The 16427-nt window shown below is 47.4% G+C and carries 14 protein-coding genes; 8 read left to right on the forward strand and 6 right to left on the reverse strand.

The annotated features are described in order from the left end of the window. Positions 1 to 175 precede the first annotated feature (175 nt). The 4 genes from glpA to Xmir_RS09930 all read left to right on the forward strand — a co-directional run bounded on the left by glpA (position 176) and on the right by Xmir_RS09930 (position 5568). The gene (glpA, locus tag Xmir_RS09915) at positions 176 to 1831 is read left to right on the forward strand and encodes an anaerobic glycerol-3-phosphate dehydrogenase subunit A (RefSeq protein ID WP_099114210.1); all 1656 of its coding nucleotides are present in this window, start codon (positions 176 to 178) and stop codon (positions 1829 to 1831) included. Next, positions 1821 to 3149, forward strand: coding sequence for a glycerol-3-phosphate dehydrogenase subunit GlpB (gene glpB / locus Xmir_RS09920; protein WP_099114211.1), 1329 nt, complete (start codon positions 1821 to 1823; stop codon positions 3147 to 3149). Before glpA ends, glpB begins: the two co-directional genes overlap by 11 nt. After that, positions 3146 to 4351, forward strand: a complete 1206-nt coding sequence (gene glpC / locus Xmir_RS09925) for an anaerobic glycerol-3-phosphate dehydrogenase subunit GlpC (RefSeq protein WP_099114212.1) — start codon at positions 3146 to 3148, stop codon at positions 4349 to 4351. Before glpB ends, glpC begins: the two co-directional genes overlap by 4 nt. 122 nt (positions 4352 to 4473) lie before the next feature. After that, on the forward strand, positions 4474 to 5568 hold the full coding sequence (locus Xmir_RS09930) for a Fic family protein (RefSeq protein WP_099114213.1): 1095 nt from the start codon (positions 4474 to 4476) through the stop codon (positions 5566 to 5568). Positions 5569 to 5709: 141 nt separating this feature from the next. Here Xmir_RS09930 and Xmir_RS09935 read toward each other — a convergent pair whose 3' ends face one another. Then, positions 5710 to 6810: a glycerol dehydrogenase gene (locus Xmir_RS09935; RefSeq protein WP_099114214.1), complete on the reverse strand. Its 1101-nt coding sequence runs from the start codon at positions 6808 to 6810 to the stop codon at positions 5710 to 5712. Between the two features lie 392 nt (positions 6811 to 7202). Then, positions 7203 to 7871: a 7-cyano-7-deazaguanine/7-aminomethyl-7-deazaguanine transporter gene (locus Xmir_RS09940; protein ID WP_099114215.1), complete on the reverse strand. Its 669-nt coding sequence runs from the start codon at positions 7869 to 7871 to the stop codon at positions 7203 to 7205. A 170-nt stretch (positions 7872 to 8041) separates the two neighbouring features. Here Xmir_RS09940 and tusA point away from each other — a divergent pair, with 170 nt between their 5' ends. Beyond that, positions 8042 to 8293 (forward strand): sulfurtransferase TusA, encoded by a 252-nt coding sequence (gene tusA, locus Xmir_RS09945; RefSeq protein WP_099114269.1) that lies wholly within the window; start codon positions 8042 to 8044, stop codon positions 8291 to 8293. Positions 8294 to 8489: 196 nt separating this feature from the next. Here tusA and Xmir_RS09950 read toward each other — a convergent pair whose 3' ends face one another. From Xmir_RS09950 to rsmD, 4 genes are all read right to left on the reverse strand, one after another. Further along, positions 8490 to 10781, reverse strand: a complete 2292-nt coding sequence (locus Xmir_RS09950; RefSeq protein WP_099114216.1) for a zinc/cadmium/mercury/lead-transporting ATPase — start codon at positions 10779 to 10781, stop codon at positions 8490 to 8492. A gap of 192 nt (positions 10782 to 10973) precedes the next feature. Further along, entirely contained in the window at positions 10974 to 11600 is a 627-nt protein-coding gene (locus Xmir_RS09955) for a lysoplasmalogenase (protein WP_099114217.1), read from the reverse strand. 232 nt (positions 11601 to 11832) lie between these two features. Next, on the reverse strand, positions 11833 to 12105 hold the full coding sequence (locus tag Xmir_RS09960; protein ID WP_099114218.1) for a DUF1145 family protein: 273 nt from the start codon (positions 12103 to 12105) through the stop codon (positions 11833 to 11835). A 42-nt stretch (positions 12106 to 12147) separates the two neighbouring features. Continuing rightward, positions 12148 to 12726, reverse strand: a complete 579-nt coding sequence (rsmD, locus tag Xmir_RS09965; protein ID WP_099114219.1) for a 16S rRNA (guanine(966)-N(2))-methyltransferase — start codon at positions 12724 to 12726, stop codon at positions 12148 to 12150. A 231-nt stretch (positions 12727 to 12957) separates the two neighbouring features. Between rsmD and ftsY the strand changes: the two genes are divergently transcribed. The 3 genes from ftsY to ftsX are packed head-to-tail and all read left to right on the forward strand — an operon-like array spanning position 12958 to position 16312. After that, the gene (ftsY, locus tag Xmir_RS09970) at positions 12958 to 14667 is read left to right on the forward strand and encodes a signal recognition particle-docking protein FtsY (RefSeq protein WP_099114220.1); all 1710 of its coding nucleotides are present in this window, start codon (positions 12958 to 12960) and stop codon (positions 14665 to 14667) included. 6 nt (positions 14668 to 14673) lie between these two features. Continuing rightward, positions 14674 to 15339: a cell division ATP-binding protein FtsE gene (gene ftsE / locus Xmir_RS09975; RefSeq protein ID WP_099114221.1), complete on the forward strand. Its 666-nt coding sequence runs from the start codon at positions 14674 to 14676 to the stop codon at positions 15337 to 15339. Continuing rightward, complete coding sequence (gene ftsX, locus Xmir_RS09980) at positions 15332 to 16312, forward strand: permease-like cell division protein FtsX (RefSeq protein WP_099114222.1); 981 nt, start codon at positions 15332 to 15334, stop codon at positions 16310 to 16312. Before ftsE ends, ftsX begins: the two co-directional genes overlap by 8 nt. The last annotated feature ends 115 nt before the right edge of the window (positions 16313 to 16427 follow it).

Here is a 16427-nt window from a genome sequence, read left to right on the forward strand (position 1 = left end):
GCGTGATATTTATCACGATACGTATTTTTTTTACGCTATTCCATGAGCGTTTCTCGCTCGTTATTGTTCCTTATCAAACAAAAAACACGGGTGTTGTATATATTTTATCTATCCCAACAAGACATTGACTAGCCGGATATGTGACTGGCATAGAAGCGAAAGAGGAGCATCTTCAATGAACGGCTCTCCTGTAACAGAAACCGATGTCATTATTATCGGCGGAGGCGCGACAGGTGCAGGAATTGCAAGGGATTGTGCCCGCCGCGGTTTACGCTGCATTTTACTGGAGCGTCATGATATCGCCACGGGGGCGACAGGACGCAATCATGGTCTGCTGCATAGCGGGGCGCGTTATGCCGTAACGGACAGTGAATCGGCAAAAGAGTGTATCAAGGAAAATAAGATCCTCAAGCGCATTGCCCGCCACTGTATTGAAAAAACGAATGGCTTGTTTATTACCTTGCCGGAAGATTCTCTGGAATATCAGCAAACTTTCATCACCGCGTGTGAAAAGGCGGGGATTGATGTACAAGCGATGGAACCTGAAGAAGCCCTGCATCTGGAGCCTTCTGTTAATCCTGATTTAATTGGCGCGGTGATGGTGCCGGATGGCACAGTCGATCCATTCAGGTTGACCGCTGCCAATATGCTGGATGCTAAAGAACACGGCGCGCAAGTACTGACCTATCACGAAGTCATGGGATTGATTCGGCAGGGAAGCAAAATTACCGGCGTTCATGTCTATGATCATCAACGTGCGCGCCTGTATGACATTCATGCTCCGATCGTTGTAAATGCGGGAGGCATTTGGGGACAAAGGATCGCGGAATATGCCGATTTGAAGGTACGGATGCTTCCGGCAAAAGGGGCTTTGCTGATCCTTGGTCACCGGATCAACAATATGGTTATCAACCGTTGTCGCAAGCCTGCTGATGCCGATATTCTCGTACCTGGTGACACCATTTCATTGATTGGCACAACCTCCACACGTATTGAATATGATCAGATCGACAAGATGTTCGTGACACCGGAGGAAGTCGATATTCTGATCCGTGAAGGCTCGCAACTCTCTCCTCAACTTGCGAAAACGCGCATTTTACGCGCTTATGCCGGTGTACGTCCTTTGGTGGCAAGTGATGATGATCCTTCTGGCCGCAATATCAGCCGGGGGATCGTGCTGCTCGATCATGCCCAGCGTGATGGTCTGGAAGGGTTCATTACCATTACTGGCGGTAAATTGATGACTTATCGGCTCATGGCTGAAAGGGCGACAGATAAAGTCTGTGAAAAACTGGGTGTGACAGAACGTTGTACGACAGCACAGGAGCCTCTGCCCGGTTCATGGGATACTGCTGAACAAACGTTGCGCACGGCGGTTGGCGTCCCTGCACCGATCCGCGGGTCGGCCGTATATCGTCATGGTGATCGTGCGGCCAAGTTGTTGAGTACAGAACGGTTGGACAAAAGTTTAGTGTGTGAATGTGAAGCGGTAACAGCAGGGGAAGTACGTTACGCGACAGAATCTTTAACGGTCAATAACCTGCTGGACTTACGTCGCCGGACGCGCGTTGGCATGGGAACCTGTCAGGGAGAACTGTGTGCTTGCCGTGCCGCAGGGTTACTCAATCGCCTCGGTGTCACAACGGAGCAGGAAACTGAACAGCAACTGGCCCATTTTCTGAACGAGCGCTGGAAAGGCATTCGCCCAATCGCTTGGGGAGATGCCTTGCGGGAAAGTGAATTTACCCGTTGGATTTATCAAGGACTGTGCGGTTTGGATGAAGAAATCATCAAGAACCCACCAACCGCGGAGGTTAACGATGAAATTTGATGTGGTGATTATTGGCAGTGGATTGGCAGGGCTGACGTGTGGTATCCGGCTGGCAGAGGCAGGGAAGTCCTGTGCGATCGTCAGTGCTGGTCAAAACTCACTCTATTTTTCATCGGGTTCAATGGATTTTCTTTCCCATTTACCTGATGGCCGTGAAGTTGCACATCCTTTGGCAGCTTTATCTGAACTGGCTGAACAAGCACCGGCACATCCTTATAGCCGCATGGGCGAAAAAAATGTGGCTTCGTTGATTTATCGTGCTGAAAGCCTGCTTAAGGAAAGCGGATTAGCCATGAAAGGATCGGCTTCCCAGAATCACTATCGCATGACACCGATTGGTCGTCGGCGCATGGCATGGTTAAGTCCGGCACGTGTTCCTACCCACGAATTGGAACGGTCGTTTCTTTGTGAAAAATCGTCTTGGGAAAATGTGGCTGTCATCGGCATTGAAGGTTTTCTGGATTTTCAACCCAAAATGGTTGCCGGCGCATTACAAAAGCAGGGGATAAAAGCACAAGCAACAGAAGTTCATCTGTCTGTGTTGGACAAATTACGCGATAATTCCAGTGAGTTTCGTGCGGTTAATATCGCCCGACTGCTGGATTTGTCAGAAAATTTATCTCTGCTGGCAGAAGAAATTAACCGACTATCGACAGGGCATGACGTCATTATTTTACCGGCTTGTATCGGGCTGGCGTCTGATGAAGTTGTCGGAAACTTACAGATACAGGTGGGAAAACCGATTTATTTACTGCCGACATTGCCACCTTCCTTGCCTGGTATCCGTGTTAATCAGGCAATGAATGCCCGGTTCCGCCAGTTTGGCGGTATTGTGATGGCGGGTGATAAGGTGAATCGCGTCGAGATAGAAAATAACTGCATCACCGGCGTTTATACCCGCAATCATGGTGACATTCCTCTGCGCGCTTCTCATGTGGTTTTGGCAACAGGCAGCTTTTTTAATAACGGCCTGAAAACCGAATTTAATCGTGTCTATGAACCATTGCTGAATCTGGATTTGCTGGGGGATCCTGAGCGTGGGCAATGGACACGAAAAAACCTCTTTGCTCCACAGCCTTACCTGAAATTCGGGGTTAACACGGATGAATATTTGCGGCCACTGAAAGAGGGCAAAGCGCTTAAGAATCTCTATGCAGCAGGAGCGGTATTAGGAGGATATGATCCGCTGGCGGAAGGTTGCGGTGCAGGGGTTTCTTTGCTGAGTGCACTGTTTGTTGCTGAACAGATCGAAGCGGATCAGACCATCAAACCATCGATGATATCCGGGCAAATTGAGGCAAGGGAGGTGACGCAATGAGTCTTCTCGACAACAGTTTCGAAAGTTGTATTAAGTGTACGGTGTGTACGACTTATTGCCCGGTTGCTAAGGTAAACCCGCTATATCCGGGACCAAAACAGGCCGGCCCGGATGGAGAACGTCTGCGCCTCAAAGATCCTGCGCTCTATGATGAAGCGTTGAAATACTGCACTAATTGCAAACGGTGTGAAGTGGCCTGCCCATCTGATGTAAAAATTGGTGATATCATCCAGCGGGCAAAAGCCCATTACAGTCCACATCGTCCTAAACTGCGGGATGCCATCCTCAGTCATACGGATCTGATGGGAACCTTATCCACGCCGTTTGCGCCTGTCGTCAACGCCGTCACCCGCCTGAAACCGATGCGTCATCTGCTGGATAAGGCCTTAAAAATTGACCATCGGCGTGAACTGCCAAAATATTCCTTCGGGACATTTCGCCGTTGGTATCGTAAGCAGGCTGAAATTCAACAGCAATTTAAGGAACAAGTGGCCTATTTTCACGGCTGTTTCGTCAATTACAACCATCCGCAATTGGGAAAAGATCTGCTGAAAGTCTTTAATGCGATGGGGATTGGCGTTCAATTGCTGACACGGGAAAAATGCTGTGGCGTGCCATTGATTGCTAACGGTTTTATTGAACAGGCAAAGCGCCAGGCGCGCGTTAATCTGGCTTCTTTAACAGAAAGCGTCATTGAGCGTCAAATCCCTGTGGTGGCGACTTCATCCAGTTGCACCTTCACCCTGCGAGATGAATATCCACATATTTTAGATGTTGATACCCGGCTGGTACGTGATCACGTGGAATTGGCAACGCGCTATCTCTATCGTCTGCTGGATAAAGGGTGTACTTTGCCCTTGAAGCATACACCGCTGAAAGTGGCCTATCACACGCCATGCCATATGGAAAAAATGGGCTGGGCTGCCTATTCTATTGAATTGATCAAGCGTATTCCGGGTGTTGAATTGATAATCCTTGATTCCCAATGTTGCGGCATTGCAGGTACGTATGGCTTTAAGGCGGAAAACTATGATGTTTCCCAAGGGATCGGCGCGAATTTATTCCGCCAGATTGAAGTGAGTGGTGTCGATTTGGTGATTACGGATTGCGAAACCTGCAAATGGCAGATTGAGATGTCTACCAGCAAGAAATGCGAGCATCCGATAAGTTTATTGGCGCAGGGGGTGGATTCAGGGGTATAGGTTTCGCTTGATGAGTCAATTAGGTGAGCTATTCGCCTCATTTCGTGAGGCGAATAGCGTTGTTATTCGCCTCACAAGATGAGTAGAATGGTCCGATAGTTGGCATCATAAGGTGAAATTTAATGTGGATATGGGAACAAGAAAATTGGCCTGACTTTAAATGGAATGAGCATGTTCTGACGCCCATATTGCGGGAAATTCATTTTAATCAGGGATTGTTGCTGGGAAGAGCAAGTGCTGAAAACACAGAGCAATCAACATTGGATAATCTTCTTGCCAGTATTCTCTATTCTTGCGAAATCGAAGGTGAAAAGCTGAATGCGGCATCAGTTCGTTCTTCATTAGCAAATCGACTAGGCATCAGTGAAACGAAGCCTTATCCAACAAGCGAACAATCGGATGGCATGGCTGAAATAGCCTTTGATGTGGTGGAAAGGTATAACGAACCATTGACGCTTGAACGCATTTTGAAATGGCATGAGTTGATGTTTCCCGGGGGTTATACCTTGTTTAACCCTATCCAAGGAGGGAAGTTGAGGCATGGAGGAATGGAAGTTATCTCTGGCAGAATAGACAAACCGATTATTCATTTTGAAGCGCCACCTGCCAAAAGGTTACAGGAGGAGATAACAAAACTTATTGCTTGGTTCAATCAATCTCGTTATGAATTCAATCTTGATCCCATCTTGCGGGCAGCCATCATACATTTATGGTTTGTTACACTGCATCCAATGGAAGATGGTAATGGGCGTATTACCCGTTTCCTGACCGATTTGGTATTGGCGCAAGGAGAAAACCGCTCAATCCGGTTTTATGCCATGTCAGTGAGTATTTGTGAACGCCGTAAACAATATTATGAAATATTGGAACAGACACAGCGTAATGGCTTGGATATTACCGATTGGATGCTATGGTTTCTGCAAACATTGAATGACACGCTGATTGCTAAATTGAAGCAAATTGATAATACGGTGAAAAAGACCCGGTTCTGGCGTTGTATCGATCAAAGTCAGTTGGGTGGGGAACAGATCAAAGTCCTGAATAGAATGTTGGATGGTGATTTTCAGCAAGGCATTAACAGTAGCCAATATCAGAAAGTTGCTAAAGTAAGCCGCGCAACAGCGACCCGGCATTTAAACCATCTGGTGGGACTTGGCTGTCTGGAAAAAACGGAGGCTGGTGGCCGTAGCACGCGTTATATTATTCATCATATTTGAATTGATTTTGAGAAAAGTGCCTCACTATGATTGATACACCTATCACTGTATATACAATGATAGGTGGTTTAATATCATACAAATAACATTATTTGGCTGTCCTGTGGGGAAAGATCTCACGTTAATTATTATCGCAATCACTTAATACAACCAATCCTGCCCCATTCGGTCTGCGGCCAAAATCGCGGCGTAAACCTGCTCTGGTGTCACAGTAAATGGCATATTGTGAATGGTTTCCCCTTCCGCACAACTCGCTATGGCAACCTGCATGATTTTCTGATTCAGTTTTTCATTATCACGCAGACCCAATTGTTCCAGCGTGACTGGCAAACCTACCTGTACACAAAAATCGAGCACGGTTTCCAGCTCTTCACTTGAACTGTTTTCCAAGATCAATTGTGTCAGAGTACCAAATGCCACTTTTTCTCCGTGATAGAGATGATGACACTCTTCCAACACCGTAAAGCCATTGTGGATGGCGTGAGCGGCAGCCAGACCCGCACTTTCAAAACCGATGCCGCTGAGGTAGGTATTCGCTTCAACAATATTTTCAACCGCAGGCGTGCTGACACCCGCTTCCACTGCCAGTTTTGCCTTGTAACCTTCTGCCAGCAAGGTTTCATAACACAGTTTTGCCAGGGCCAGACCTGTGGTGGATGTTGCACCGCCAGCCATAGTGGGTTTGTGGGCTGCACTGTTGGCTCGTGCCTCAAAATAGGTCGCGAGCGCATCCCCCATTCCTGCCACAAACAGACGAATTGGCGCTTTGGCAATAATATTGGTGTCCATCAACACGACATTCGGGTTTTGTGGGTAGATCAGGTAGCTGTCAAACTCACCCAGTTCGGTATACAGGACAGAAAGGGCACTGGTCGGCGCGTCGGTTGAAGCAAGGGTAGGAGAAATAATCACCGGTATTTTGGATTCGTGTGCAATGGCTTTGGCTGTATCAAGAGTTTTTCCACCCCCTAGCCCAACCACAGCCTGACACTGATTACTGACTAGAATGGCAGACAGGCGCTGGATTTCACTACGGCTGCACTCACCGTTAAAAATTTCGAAGTGGCTGGTGACTTCGTGTTCCTCCAGGCTTTTACCGACGGTATCCCCAATAAGGCTCATCACGAAATTATCGGCAATCACGAAGACGTGGTCAGCAAGCATTTTGGTGTATCGACCAATGTGAGATAACGCACCTGGCCCCTGAATATATTTGGATGGAGACTGGATCACTTTCAGCATAAGAAATATTCCTTCTTCACTGGAAACTAGGCATAGAGTGTCACAATACTGGCATGGAGCAGGTTATAAACAGTGTTATGTCAAAGTCTGTGTTTACCCGCCCATCAACACGATACATCAACACTATACGGCAAAATATACAGAGGGGTTATGAGTAAAAGCAGGAAATGTGTGATTCGGTAGGAAAAACGGGAAGAGGATTGATGCAGGGTATGGCGATGCGAGACACAGTTAAGAAGAGCCTATCCTTTGTAGACTCTTCGGATTGTTCGGCGGCGGTGTTCACGAGAATGCTCTGTATTTCACGGTGATCACTGAGCGTTAATCCTTTAACTGGTCATGATTTTCTCAGCATTGTTACGTATGTATTCTGTGCGTCTTTCCTCTGTTTTTTAGTGGAATTTAACCAGTGTCTTACTTGCGGTTTGATTGAAAAAAAATTTCAGAATTAAATTCAACAGAATGCCATACGCCGGTAGGAAAAAAAGCATACAGATAAATAGCTTGAAAGCATAATCCACTAAGGCAATTTCCACCCAATTCGTTGCCATAAAAGCATCGGTACTGCGATAAAACGCGATAAAGAAAAAGGCCAGTGTATCGAGCATATTACCGAAAAACATAGCGGCAGCCGGGGCTATCCACCAGCGGCTTTTTTGGCGCAGGCGATTAAAGACGCCGACATCCAATATCTGACCAAGCACATAGGCCATAAAACTAGCGGCCGCAATGCGGGCAACAAACAAGTTAAAGGTTCCCAAGGTTTCGAATCCTTGCCATGTGCCCTGAAAAAACAGAGCTGAAATCAGGTAAGAGATCAACAAGGCGGGAAGCATGACGGAGATAATGATCCGGCGCGCTAATGGAGCACCATAAATACGCACAGTCAGATCGGTCGCCAAAAAGATAAAGGGAAATGTAAATGCTCCCCAAGTGGTATGGAAACCAAAAATGGAGATGGGGAGTTGCACCAGATAGTTACTGGAAGTAATGATCAGAATATGGAAGAGCGAAAGCCAGGCCAAAGCCGTGGCTCGCTGCTGCGCAGTCAATTGGAACATATTGTACCTTTTTGGTGAATGGGGTGAGGGAACCCAAAAAATAAATGTGCCTGAAAAATCAGGAGAAGTTGATCATACGCGTGTTGCGCAATAAAAGTAAAGTACGGCAGTTGGCGATATTTTGTAATATAATCCACGGCCATAGATTGTTTGAACCTACAGAGATTGTTATGTCCGATGTTTTTGCCAATCCCGATAAAACGCTTGATACGCTAGGATTACGCTGCCCGGAACCCGTCATGATGGTACGTAAGACTGTCCGCCATATGAGCGCCGGCCAGACGTTATTAATCATTGCAGATGATCCGGCAACAACCCGTGATATTCCCGGTTTCTGTCGTTTTATGGAACATGTATTGATTGCGCAGGAGACAGAAGAAACCCCTTATCGCTATCTTCTCAGAAAAAGTGAAAATGCTTGATTGAAAAATATCGCGTAATTGACTGGCAGAAAAAAGGAGCCGTGCTAGGCTTTAAGTATGGTGTTTAGTCACAACTTATCACCTCACTGAATACCATATTTTCTTTTTCCTTAATAGCAATCTTGAGTAATTGTAATTTTGAAAAGGTGCGTAGTATGCACCTTTTCAGTTTGTTGTTTTTATCTCACCCGGTTTATCACTTTTGCAGCTTTACTCTCAGCAGCCGGATGGCGTTTGCAGTGACGAGTGCAGTAGCGCCTGAATCGGCCAGAACCGCCATCCATAGTCCTGTGATACCCAATAGGCTGGTGATAAGGAATATCGCCTTTAAGCCTAATGCAATAGTGATATTTTGGCGGATGTTGTAATGGGTTGTGCGAGACAGGGCGATAATTTCAGCTAAACCGGTCAGCCGATTGTGTGTCAGTGCAGCATCAGCCGTTTCCAATGCAACATCAGTTCCGCTGCCCATGGCAACGCCGATACTGGCGGCTTTCATTGCCGGAGCGTCATTGATTCCATCACCAACCATCATGGTGTGGTGATTTTTATTCAACTCAGTCACTGCCTTCACTTTATCTTCCGGTAATAATCCTGCGCGATAATCAATGCCCAACTGACCTGCAATAGCGGCCGCAGCACGAGGATTGTCTCCCGTAAGCATGATTGCCTGAACACCTTGTTTTTTCAGGAGACGGATGGTGTCTATGGCATCCTGACGCAAGGTATCCTGCATGGCAATCAAACCCATGAATTGCTTGTCCTGCATAACTGCAACCGCAGTTTTGCCACTACTTTCCAGATCGGCGACTCTTTGCTTCCAGTCTGCGGACAACGTATTTTCCGGTAATCGTTCAGGGGCGGAGACAAGAATTCTTTGTCCTGACAATTGCCCTTCAACGCCAATTCCTGCTAGCGCTTTACGCTGTTCAGCCTCAACAATGGTCACGCCTTTCCTTTCAGCGGCTTCAAGAATGGACTTTGCCAATGGATGATGAGAGCCGCTTTCTACAGCCCCTGCCAGTGCCAGTACAGTTTCTGTGGTGATGTTTTCTGCTGGTTCAATATCAGTAACTTGTGGTTTGCCTTCGGTCAGTGTGCCGGTTTTATCCAATGCTATTGTGGTCACTGCTCCAAGTTGCTCCAGTGCTGCTCCACCTTTGATTAGGGAGCCACGACGAGTCGCTGCTGCCAAGGCGGAAGTAATTGCGGCAGGTGTGGAGATAACCAGTGCACAAGGACAGCCAATTAACAATAGTGTCAGGCCGCGGTAGATCCAGTTTTCCCACGATCCGGCAAAGAACAAAGGCGGGATCAGTACCACGAGTGCGGAGAACAAGATAATCAGCGGCGTATAGATACGGCTGAACCGGTCAATGAAACGTTCAATGGGAGCGCGACGTTCTTCTGCCTCTTCGATCAATTGAAGAATGCGGTCAATGGCGTTGTGCCCCGGCTCAGAGATCACCCTCATCTGCACGGCGCTATCGACAGAAAGGCAACCCGCCGCGACCTTTTCTCCTTGTTGCCGCTCAACAGGAACAGACTCACCTGTCAGGGCGCTTTCATCGAAGCTGGCAAATGGACTGAGTAATTCGGCATCGGTGGGTAAACGGGCTCCCGGAGCAACCTCAATAATATCACCGGGACGCAGTTCGGCTGCCGATACGGTTTTCTTTTTCCCATCCTTAACTAATAAAGCCTGATCAGGGACTAATGCCATCAAGGCGCTGACACCACGGCGAGCACGTCCGGCGGCATAGGACTCCAGAATCTCGCCTAATTTGAACAGCAGAATGACCATAGCGGCTTCCGCGGTCGCATCAATGAACAAGGCACCGATGGCGGCAACACTCATCAGTGTTTCAATGGCAAAAGGAGTACCTGAACGAATCAATTTGATGGCTTTGGTTGCGACCGGATATAACCCAATCAGCGTGGTAATGATGAAAGCAATTTGCCCGGCGGGTGCATTGATGCTTGATATTCCCCAGCTGGCGAACATCAGGGCAGCGAGAATCAGGATCGGGGAAAATGTTTTCCAGTGATTGGTTGCCGGAGGCAGTTTGGGTGACGAATCCGTTTCCTTGATTTCAAAACCCGCTTGTTTTACTGCTTTTTCGACAGCGGCGCGAATATCAACATCAGAATCAACCACCAATTTTTCTGTCGTAAACAGAACCTTGACCTGTTTGGCTTCCGGGAGTTTTTTTACAGCATTCTCGATTTTCCCGGCACAGCTTGGGCAATCCATACCGTGGATGATCCAATTAAAGCGCTGGTTTGCTGTTAATTCGAGGGGGGAGGTTTCCTGTACAACATGGTCATGATCGTGTGAGCAATGTGCTCCGTTATGTTTATGAGTATGCTCATGTTCATGGGAATGCTTATGGGAATGTATCTTGTCATGATTTTCATGAGCGTGACTATGGCCTGTCTCATGGGGATCATGTTGTGATTGCTTATGTTTTGTGTCGGTGGAGAACATAGGCGCCCTCTTAGAATAGAGTTAATCCGGGTTAATTAAGAACAACTCTACACTCTGGAGTTAACTCCAGAGTCAAACTTAATAAGAGGAATTTTTTTGATGATTAGTGCCATCCAAAATAGATTTTCACCATCAATGTCCTTCCTCTTAAGTGTGTGTTCAATAAAACCTATGTTCAATAAAGCGGAGGCATTACAAGAATAGTGAACGAATAATCAAAAAGTGCCCGATAAAACCACAGGCAGCAACAATCGCTTTTGATAGTTTAAAAGAGAAGCGATACCGATCAATGAGGTTGATAATATGTGCAAGGAGTAACAGGATGGCGCCTGCCATAACAGAAAAACGGCTTTCATTACTGAGTGAAAAATATTGTTCTCCGGCGATCCAAACCATCAGCAGTGCTATCACGAAGCTATCAACGACCCGCCAACGCATATTATCCAGACGAGTCCAAATAACGACCATAACCACAATGCCAACAGCCAATAAAATCAAAGGTAACGGGAAGAAGAGGCTGAAACTCATGTGCCAGGCAAAACTGATGGTATATAGCAAGTAACTCAGGAACAGCGCGATAAATGAGAAAAGTAAATATTTACCGGGGAGCATACGGATCGCATCAGAGAGCAAAGCAGTCACTAGACCCGCAATGATGAGATAGCCAGAAACCTCAAGATTAGGTGCCTGACATGCCCACAATAACAAAAGCAGCATCGTGACCGGACGAAAAACCCATTGCTGCCATTGGGTGCCACGGTAGGCGGCATCAATATATAACCATCCGGAGAAAAACACAGCAAGAAATGGCCAACTCATATTTTTCTTTTCCTTAATGTTCAACGCCCGTTTTATCAGGCATTACTATTCATGATGGGGGTTGTGTGGAGAGTATACTGATTTATCAACGTTAATTCGTTATTAACGAATGGATAACGTTTTATTATCAAAAATGGAGCTCGTCAATGAGTAATTAACGGGATTACTCATTAACGACATTTTCTTTTAATAAGAAGAAAACAAAACGGTGAAATGGCAGTGACTGAGCGCTCTACTGCTTTTTATTCTGCTGTTGCTTTTTCTGCCAAGCCAACAGCTCAAAAACACCGAAAAAGAAGATCTTGGTTTGGAGAAAAGCAGAGAGTTTTTGATCTTTAGGCTGGGAATTTTTCAGCAGTAATAGTTGAAATGCGTGCATTACCACGGTGAATGCCATGGCGATATCCATAAAATATTTCAATGGCTTAGGGAAAGGGTGAATGAAATTGAAGATCATGACTCCCCAGACTAAGATCATGATAACTCTTCCTAATTGAACAAACATCATCGACTCCAAAATCGTGTTTTAAGCAGGTCTGACACCAGATTACTGGTGACGGATATATAATCGATAAGCCACTTGTCCGGCAACCTTTTCCCTATGTAACCGCCAGTTTGCAGGAACTTCTGTCGCAGCGGACTCTGATTCTGCTTCAACATAAATCCAGCTTTCTTCTGCCAGCCAGCCATTGGCTTCTAATAAACGGATCGCTTCCGTGAGCATATCCTTGCGGAATGGTGGATCGAGAAAAACGACATTAAATGGTGTTCCCGCTTCATTGAGGTATTGTAGCGCATCCCCTTGTACCACATTGGCATTTTCAGCTTTCAGCAAGGCTAAATTAGCCGATAACTGTTTCGCTACATTGCGATCATACTCAATTAAGGTTGCGTAGCCTGCATAACGTGATAACGCTTCAAACCCGAGAGCACCGCTACCTGAAAAACAATCCAAACAACGGGCTCCCTGAATCGTTGGCATAAGCCAGTTAAAGAGTGTCTCACGGACACGATCAGTGGTTGGACGCAGCCCATCACTATCAGGAACGGGTAATTTTCTCCCGCGCCATTTTCCGCCAATAATGCGAATTTGTCCTAAAGACGTGCGCTGTGGTTTTTTAGCCATAATTTACATAACTTAATTGTTTGTCATCTGGTGCCATTAAATCACATCTGGCAAAGACAAAAAGTGAGTGAAAATGAAGAAACCTATTGATTAATTTACCATGAAATCCGCGATAGATATGTGTTGTGGTGTGATGAAAATGTTAGACTGGATTTTATCACCGTTAGAACCTATCTCAGTGGGCATATTTATTGATAACGCCATAATTAACCGCGAGGAGTGTAGTGGCCGATGGCAAAAGAGAAAAAAAAAGGTTTCTTCTCTTGGTTTGGACTTGGTCGTCAAGATAAGAAACAGCAAGAAGAACAAGCTGAACAAGAAAAATTAATTGCTGAGGAAGCGGCCCGTCGCGCAGCAGCAGAAGAGGCAGAACAGCAACGTTTGGCGGAAGAAGCCGCCCGTCGTGCAGCAGCAGAAGCAGAACAGCAACGTTTGGCGGAAGACGCGGCCCATCGCGCAGCAGCAGAAGAGGCAGAACAGCAACGTTTGGCGGAAGACGCGGCCCGTCGCGCAGCAGCAGAAGAAGCAGAGCAGCAGCGTTTGGCAGAAGAAGCGGCCCGTCGCGCAGCAGAAGAGGCAGAACAGCAACGTTTGGCGGAAGACGCGGCCCGTCGCGCAGCAGCAGAAGAAGCAGAGCAGCAGCGCTTGGCGGAAGAAGCCACCCGCCGTGCAGCAGCAGAAGCAGAGCAGCAGCGCTTGGCGGAAGAAGCGGCCCGTCGTGCAGCAGCAGAAGCAGAGCAGCAGCGCTTGGCAGAAGAAGCGGCCCGCCGTGCAGCAGAAGAAGCAGAGCAGCAGCGCTTGGCGGAAGAAGCCGCCCGCCGTGCAGCAGAAGAGGCAGAACAGCAACGTTTGGCGGAAGAAGTGGCCCGCCGTGCAGCGGAAGAAGCAGAACAGCAACGTTTGGCGGAAGAAGCGGCCCGCCGTGCAGCAGAAGAGGCAGAACAGCAGCGTTTGGCGGAAGAAGCGGCCCGTCAGGCCGAGGAACAAGTGGCATTGCCTAAGGAACAAGAACGCCCGACCAAAGAAGGGTTTTTTGCCCGCTTGAAACGCAGTCTGGTAAAAACTCGCCAGAATCTTGGTTCCGGTTTTTTGAGTTTGTTCCGTGGCAAGAAAATTGATGATGATCTGTTTGAAGAACTGGAAGAACAGTTATTGATCGCGGACGTGGGCGTTGAAACGACGCGCAAGATCATTACCAGTCTGACAGCTCATGCCAGCCGCAAGGAACTGAAAGATGCGGAAGCGCTTTACGCTAAACTGAAAGAAGAGATGTCAGGCATTCTGACAAAAGTTGATAAGCCGTTGGAGATTGAAGGTAAATCTCCTTACGTCATCTTGATGGTGGGGGTGAATGGTGTCGGCAAAACCACCACGATTGGTAAATTAGCACGCCAATACCAGTCTCAGGGCAAATCTGTCATGTTAGCGGCAGGGGATACTTTCCGTGCAGCGGCAGTGGAACAGTTACAAGTTTGGGGCGAACGCAACAAAATCCCTGTAGTTGCTCAACATACGGGGGCCGATCCTGCCTCAGTGATCTTTGATGCCATTCAGTCAGCCAAGGCCAAAGGTGTTGATATCCTGATTGCGGATACCGCAGGGCGTTTGCAGAATAAATCCCATTTGATGGAAGAGCTGAAAAAAATCGTTCGGGTGATGAAAAAACTGGATGAAAACGCACCCCATGAAATTATGCTGACACTGGATGCCAGCACAGGCCAAAACGCAGTAAGTCAGGCTAAACTATTCCATGAGGCTGTGGGATTGACGGGTATTTCACTGACCAAACTAGATGGTACTGCAAAAGGTGGTGTTATCTTCGCCATTGCCGACCAATTTGAGATCCCGATTCGCTACATTGGCGTTGGGGAAGGCATTGAAGATCTCCGTCCATTTAAGGCAGACGATTTTATTGAGGCTCTTTTTGCCCGAGAGGATTAACTATTAATGATTCGCTTTGAACAGGTTAGTAAAGCCTATCTGGGAGGGCGGCAGGCGCTGCAAGGGGTGGATTTTCATCTCCTTCCAGGAGAAATGGCATTTTTAACAGGTCATTCAGGGGCGGGTAAAAGTACGCTTTTGAAACTTATCTGTGGTATTGAACGTCCCAGCGCGGGTCATATCTGGTTTTCCGGTCATGACATCAGCCGATTAAAATCGCGGGAGATCCCTTTTCTGCGTCGCCAGATCGGCATGATTTTTCAGGATCATCACTTGCTGCTGGATCGCACAGTATATGAGAACGTCGCCATGCCGTTGATTATCTCAGGGGCCAGTGCTGAAGACATTCGCCGGCGGGTATCTGCGGCGCTGGATAAGGTCGGCCTGTTGGACAAAGCGAAAAATTTCCCTATTCAACTTTCCGGTGGAGAACAGCAGCGCGTTGGCATTGCCCGCGCTGTGGTAAACAAGCCAACCGTTCTGTTGGCGGATGAGCCGACAGGCAATCTGGATGGAGAATTATCCGAGGGGATCATGCGGTTGTTTGAAGAATTTAACCGGGTCGGGGTGACAGTTCTGATGGCGACCCATGATATTGCCCTCATTGAACGAAGAAATTACCGCATCCTGACCCTGAATCAGGGGCGTATGCAAGGAGGGCATCATGGCTAAGAATGTCCGCCATTCAACTAAAAAAGCACTGTCCCCAAAGTCGAAATCCAAGTCATTGAAAGGAGGATGGCGTGTACAGTGGCGTTATGCGTGGAAAAGCACTCTGTCAGATATGTTGCGTCAGCCATTGGCAACACTGCTGACCATTATGGTCATTGCCATTTCCCTGACCCTGCCGAGCGTGTTCTATATCGTTTGGAAAAACGTCAATCAGGCGGCGGTACAGTGGTATCCCATTCCACAGCTTACGGTTTATTTGGATAAGTCGTTGAATGACAACAGTGCCAGACAGGTGATCGATCAGCTGAAAGATCTGGACGGCGTAAAATCGGTGAATTACCTTTCCCGCGAAGAAGCTGTGAGTGAATTTCGTGTCTGGTCAGGATTTGCCAGTGCTTTGGATATGCTGGAAGAAAATCCTCTGCCAGCGGTTGCCATTGTCTCTCCCAAACTGAATTTCCAAGACCCACAAGCACTAACGACATTGCGTGATCAAGTTTCTCAGATTGCAGGCATTGAAGAAGTCAGAATGGATGAGAGCTGGTTTTCCCGCCTGACAGCGCTGACCGCACTGATTGGCCGGATTGCTGCCGTGATAGGCGTCTTGATGGTGGTTGCCCTGCTTTTGGTTATTGGCAATAGCGTCCGGTTGAGCATCTTCAGCCGCCGTGAAACCATTAACGTGATGAAACTGATTGGGGCAACAGACGGCTTTATTCTGCGACCTTTCCTCAATGGTGGCGCTTTGCTGGGGATGTTAGGCGCGATTTTTTCTTTAATCCTCTCATCCCTGCTGGTGTGGAAACTTGCTGATGTCGTCACAGAAGTGGCGAGTGTCTTTGGAACGAGTTTTAAACTGCATGGATTGGGATGGGATGAATCACTATTGTTGGTGCTCATTTCGGGTATGATCGGTTGGATTGCCGCGTGGTTTGCGACAATTCAGCATTTGCGTCGCTTCAGGCCAGAATAAAGTGATTTTCGGGTTTTGAGGTGAACTTTTGGGCTGAATTGCTGTCGAAATCACAGTTACAGATTTGTATTGATATCCATACAATCGAGACAATTTGAATATGATCTCTATGATG

It is taken from the genome of Xenorhabdus miraniensis, assembly GCF_002632615.1.

Coding starts and splice junctions, on each gene's coding strand:
- glpB (WP_099114211.1), top strand. CDS start 1,821: ATGAAATTTGATGTGGTGATTATTGGCAGTGGATTGGCAGGGCTGACG.
- Xmir_RS09960 (WP_099114218.1), bottom strand. CDS start 12,105: ATGTTTGTTCAATTAGGAAGAGTTATCATGATCTTAGTCTGGGGAGTC.
- ftsY (WP_099114220.1), top strand. CDS start 12,958: ATGGCAAAAGAGAAAAAAAAAGGTTTCTTCTCTTGGTTTGGACTTGGT.
- Xmir_RS09940 (WP_099114215.1), bottom strand. CDS start 7,871: ATGTTCCAATTGACTGCGCAGCAGCGAGCCACGGCTTTGGCCTGGCTT.
- glpC (WP_099114212.1), top strand. CDS start 3,146: ATGAGTCTTCTCGACAACAGTTTCGAAAGTTGTATTAAGTGTACGGTG.
- Xmir_RS09955 (WP_099114217.1), bottom strand. CDS start 11,600: ATGAGTTGGCCATTTCTTGCTGTGTTTTTCTCCGGATGGTTATATATT.
- Xmir_RS09935 (WP_099114214.1), bottom strand. CDS start 6,810: ATGCTGAAAGTGATCCAGTCTCCATCCAAATATATTCAGGGGCCAGGT.
- Xmir_RS09950 (WP_099114216.1), bottom strand. CDS start 10,781: ATGTTCTCCACCGACACAAAACATAAGCAATCACAACATGATCCCCAT.
- ftsE (WP_099114221.1), top strand. CDS start 14,674: ATGATTCGCTTTGAACAGGTTAGTAAAGCCTATCTGGGAGGGCGGCAG.
- glpA (WP_099114210.1), top strand. CDS start 176: ATGAACGGCTCTCCTGTAACAGAAACCGATGTCATTATTATCGGCGGA.
- ftsX (WP_099114222.1), top strand. CDS start 15,332: ATGGCTAAGAATGTCCGCCATTCAACTAAAAAAGCACTGTCCCCAAAG.
- rsmD (WP_099114219.1), bottom strand. CDS start 12,726: ATGGCTAAAAAACCACAGCGCACGTCTTTAGGACAAATTCGCATTATT.
- Xmir_RS09930 (WP_099114213.1), top strand. CDS start 4,474: ATGTGGATATGGGAACAAGAAAATTGGCCTGACTTTAAATGGAATGAG.
- tusA (WP_099114269.1), top strand. CDS start 8,042: ATGTCCGATGTTTTTGCCAATCCCGATAAAACGCTTGATACGCTAGGA.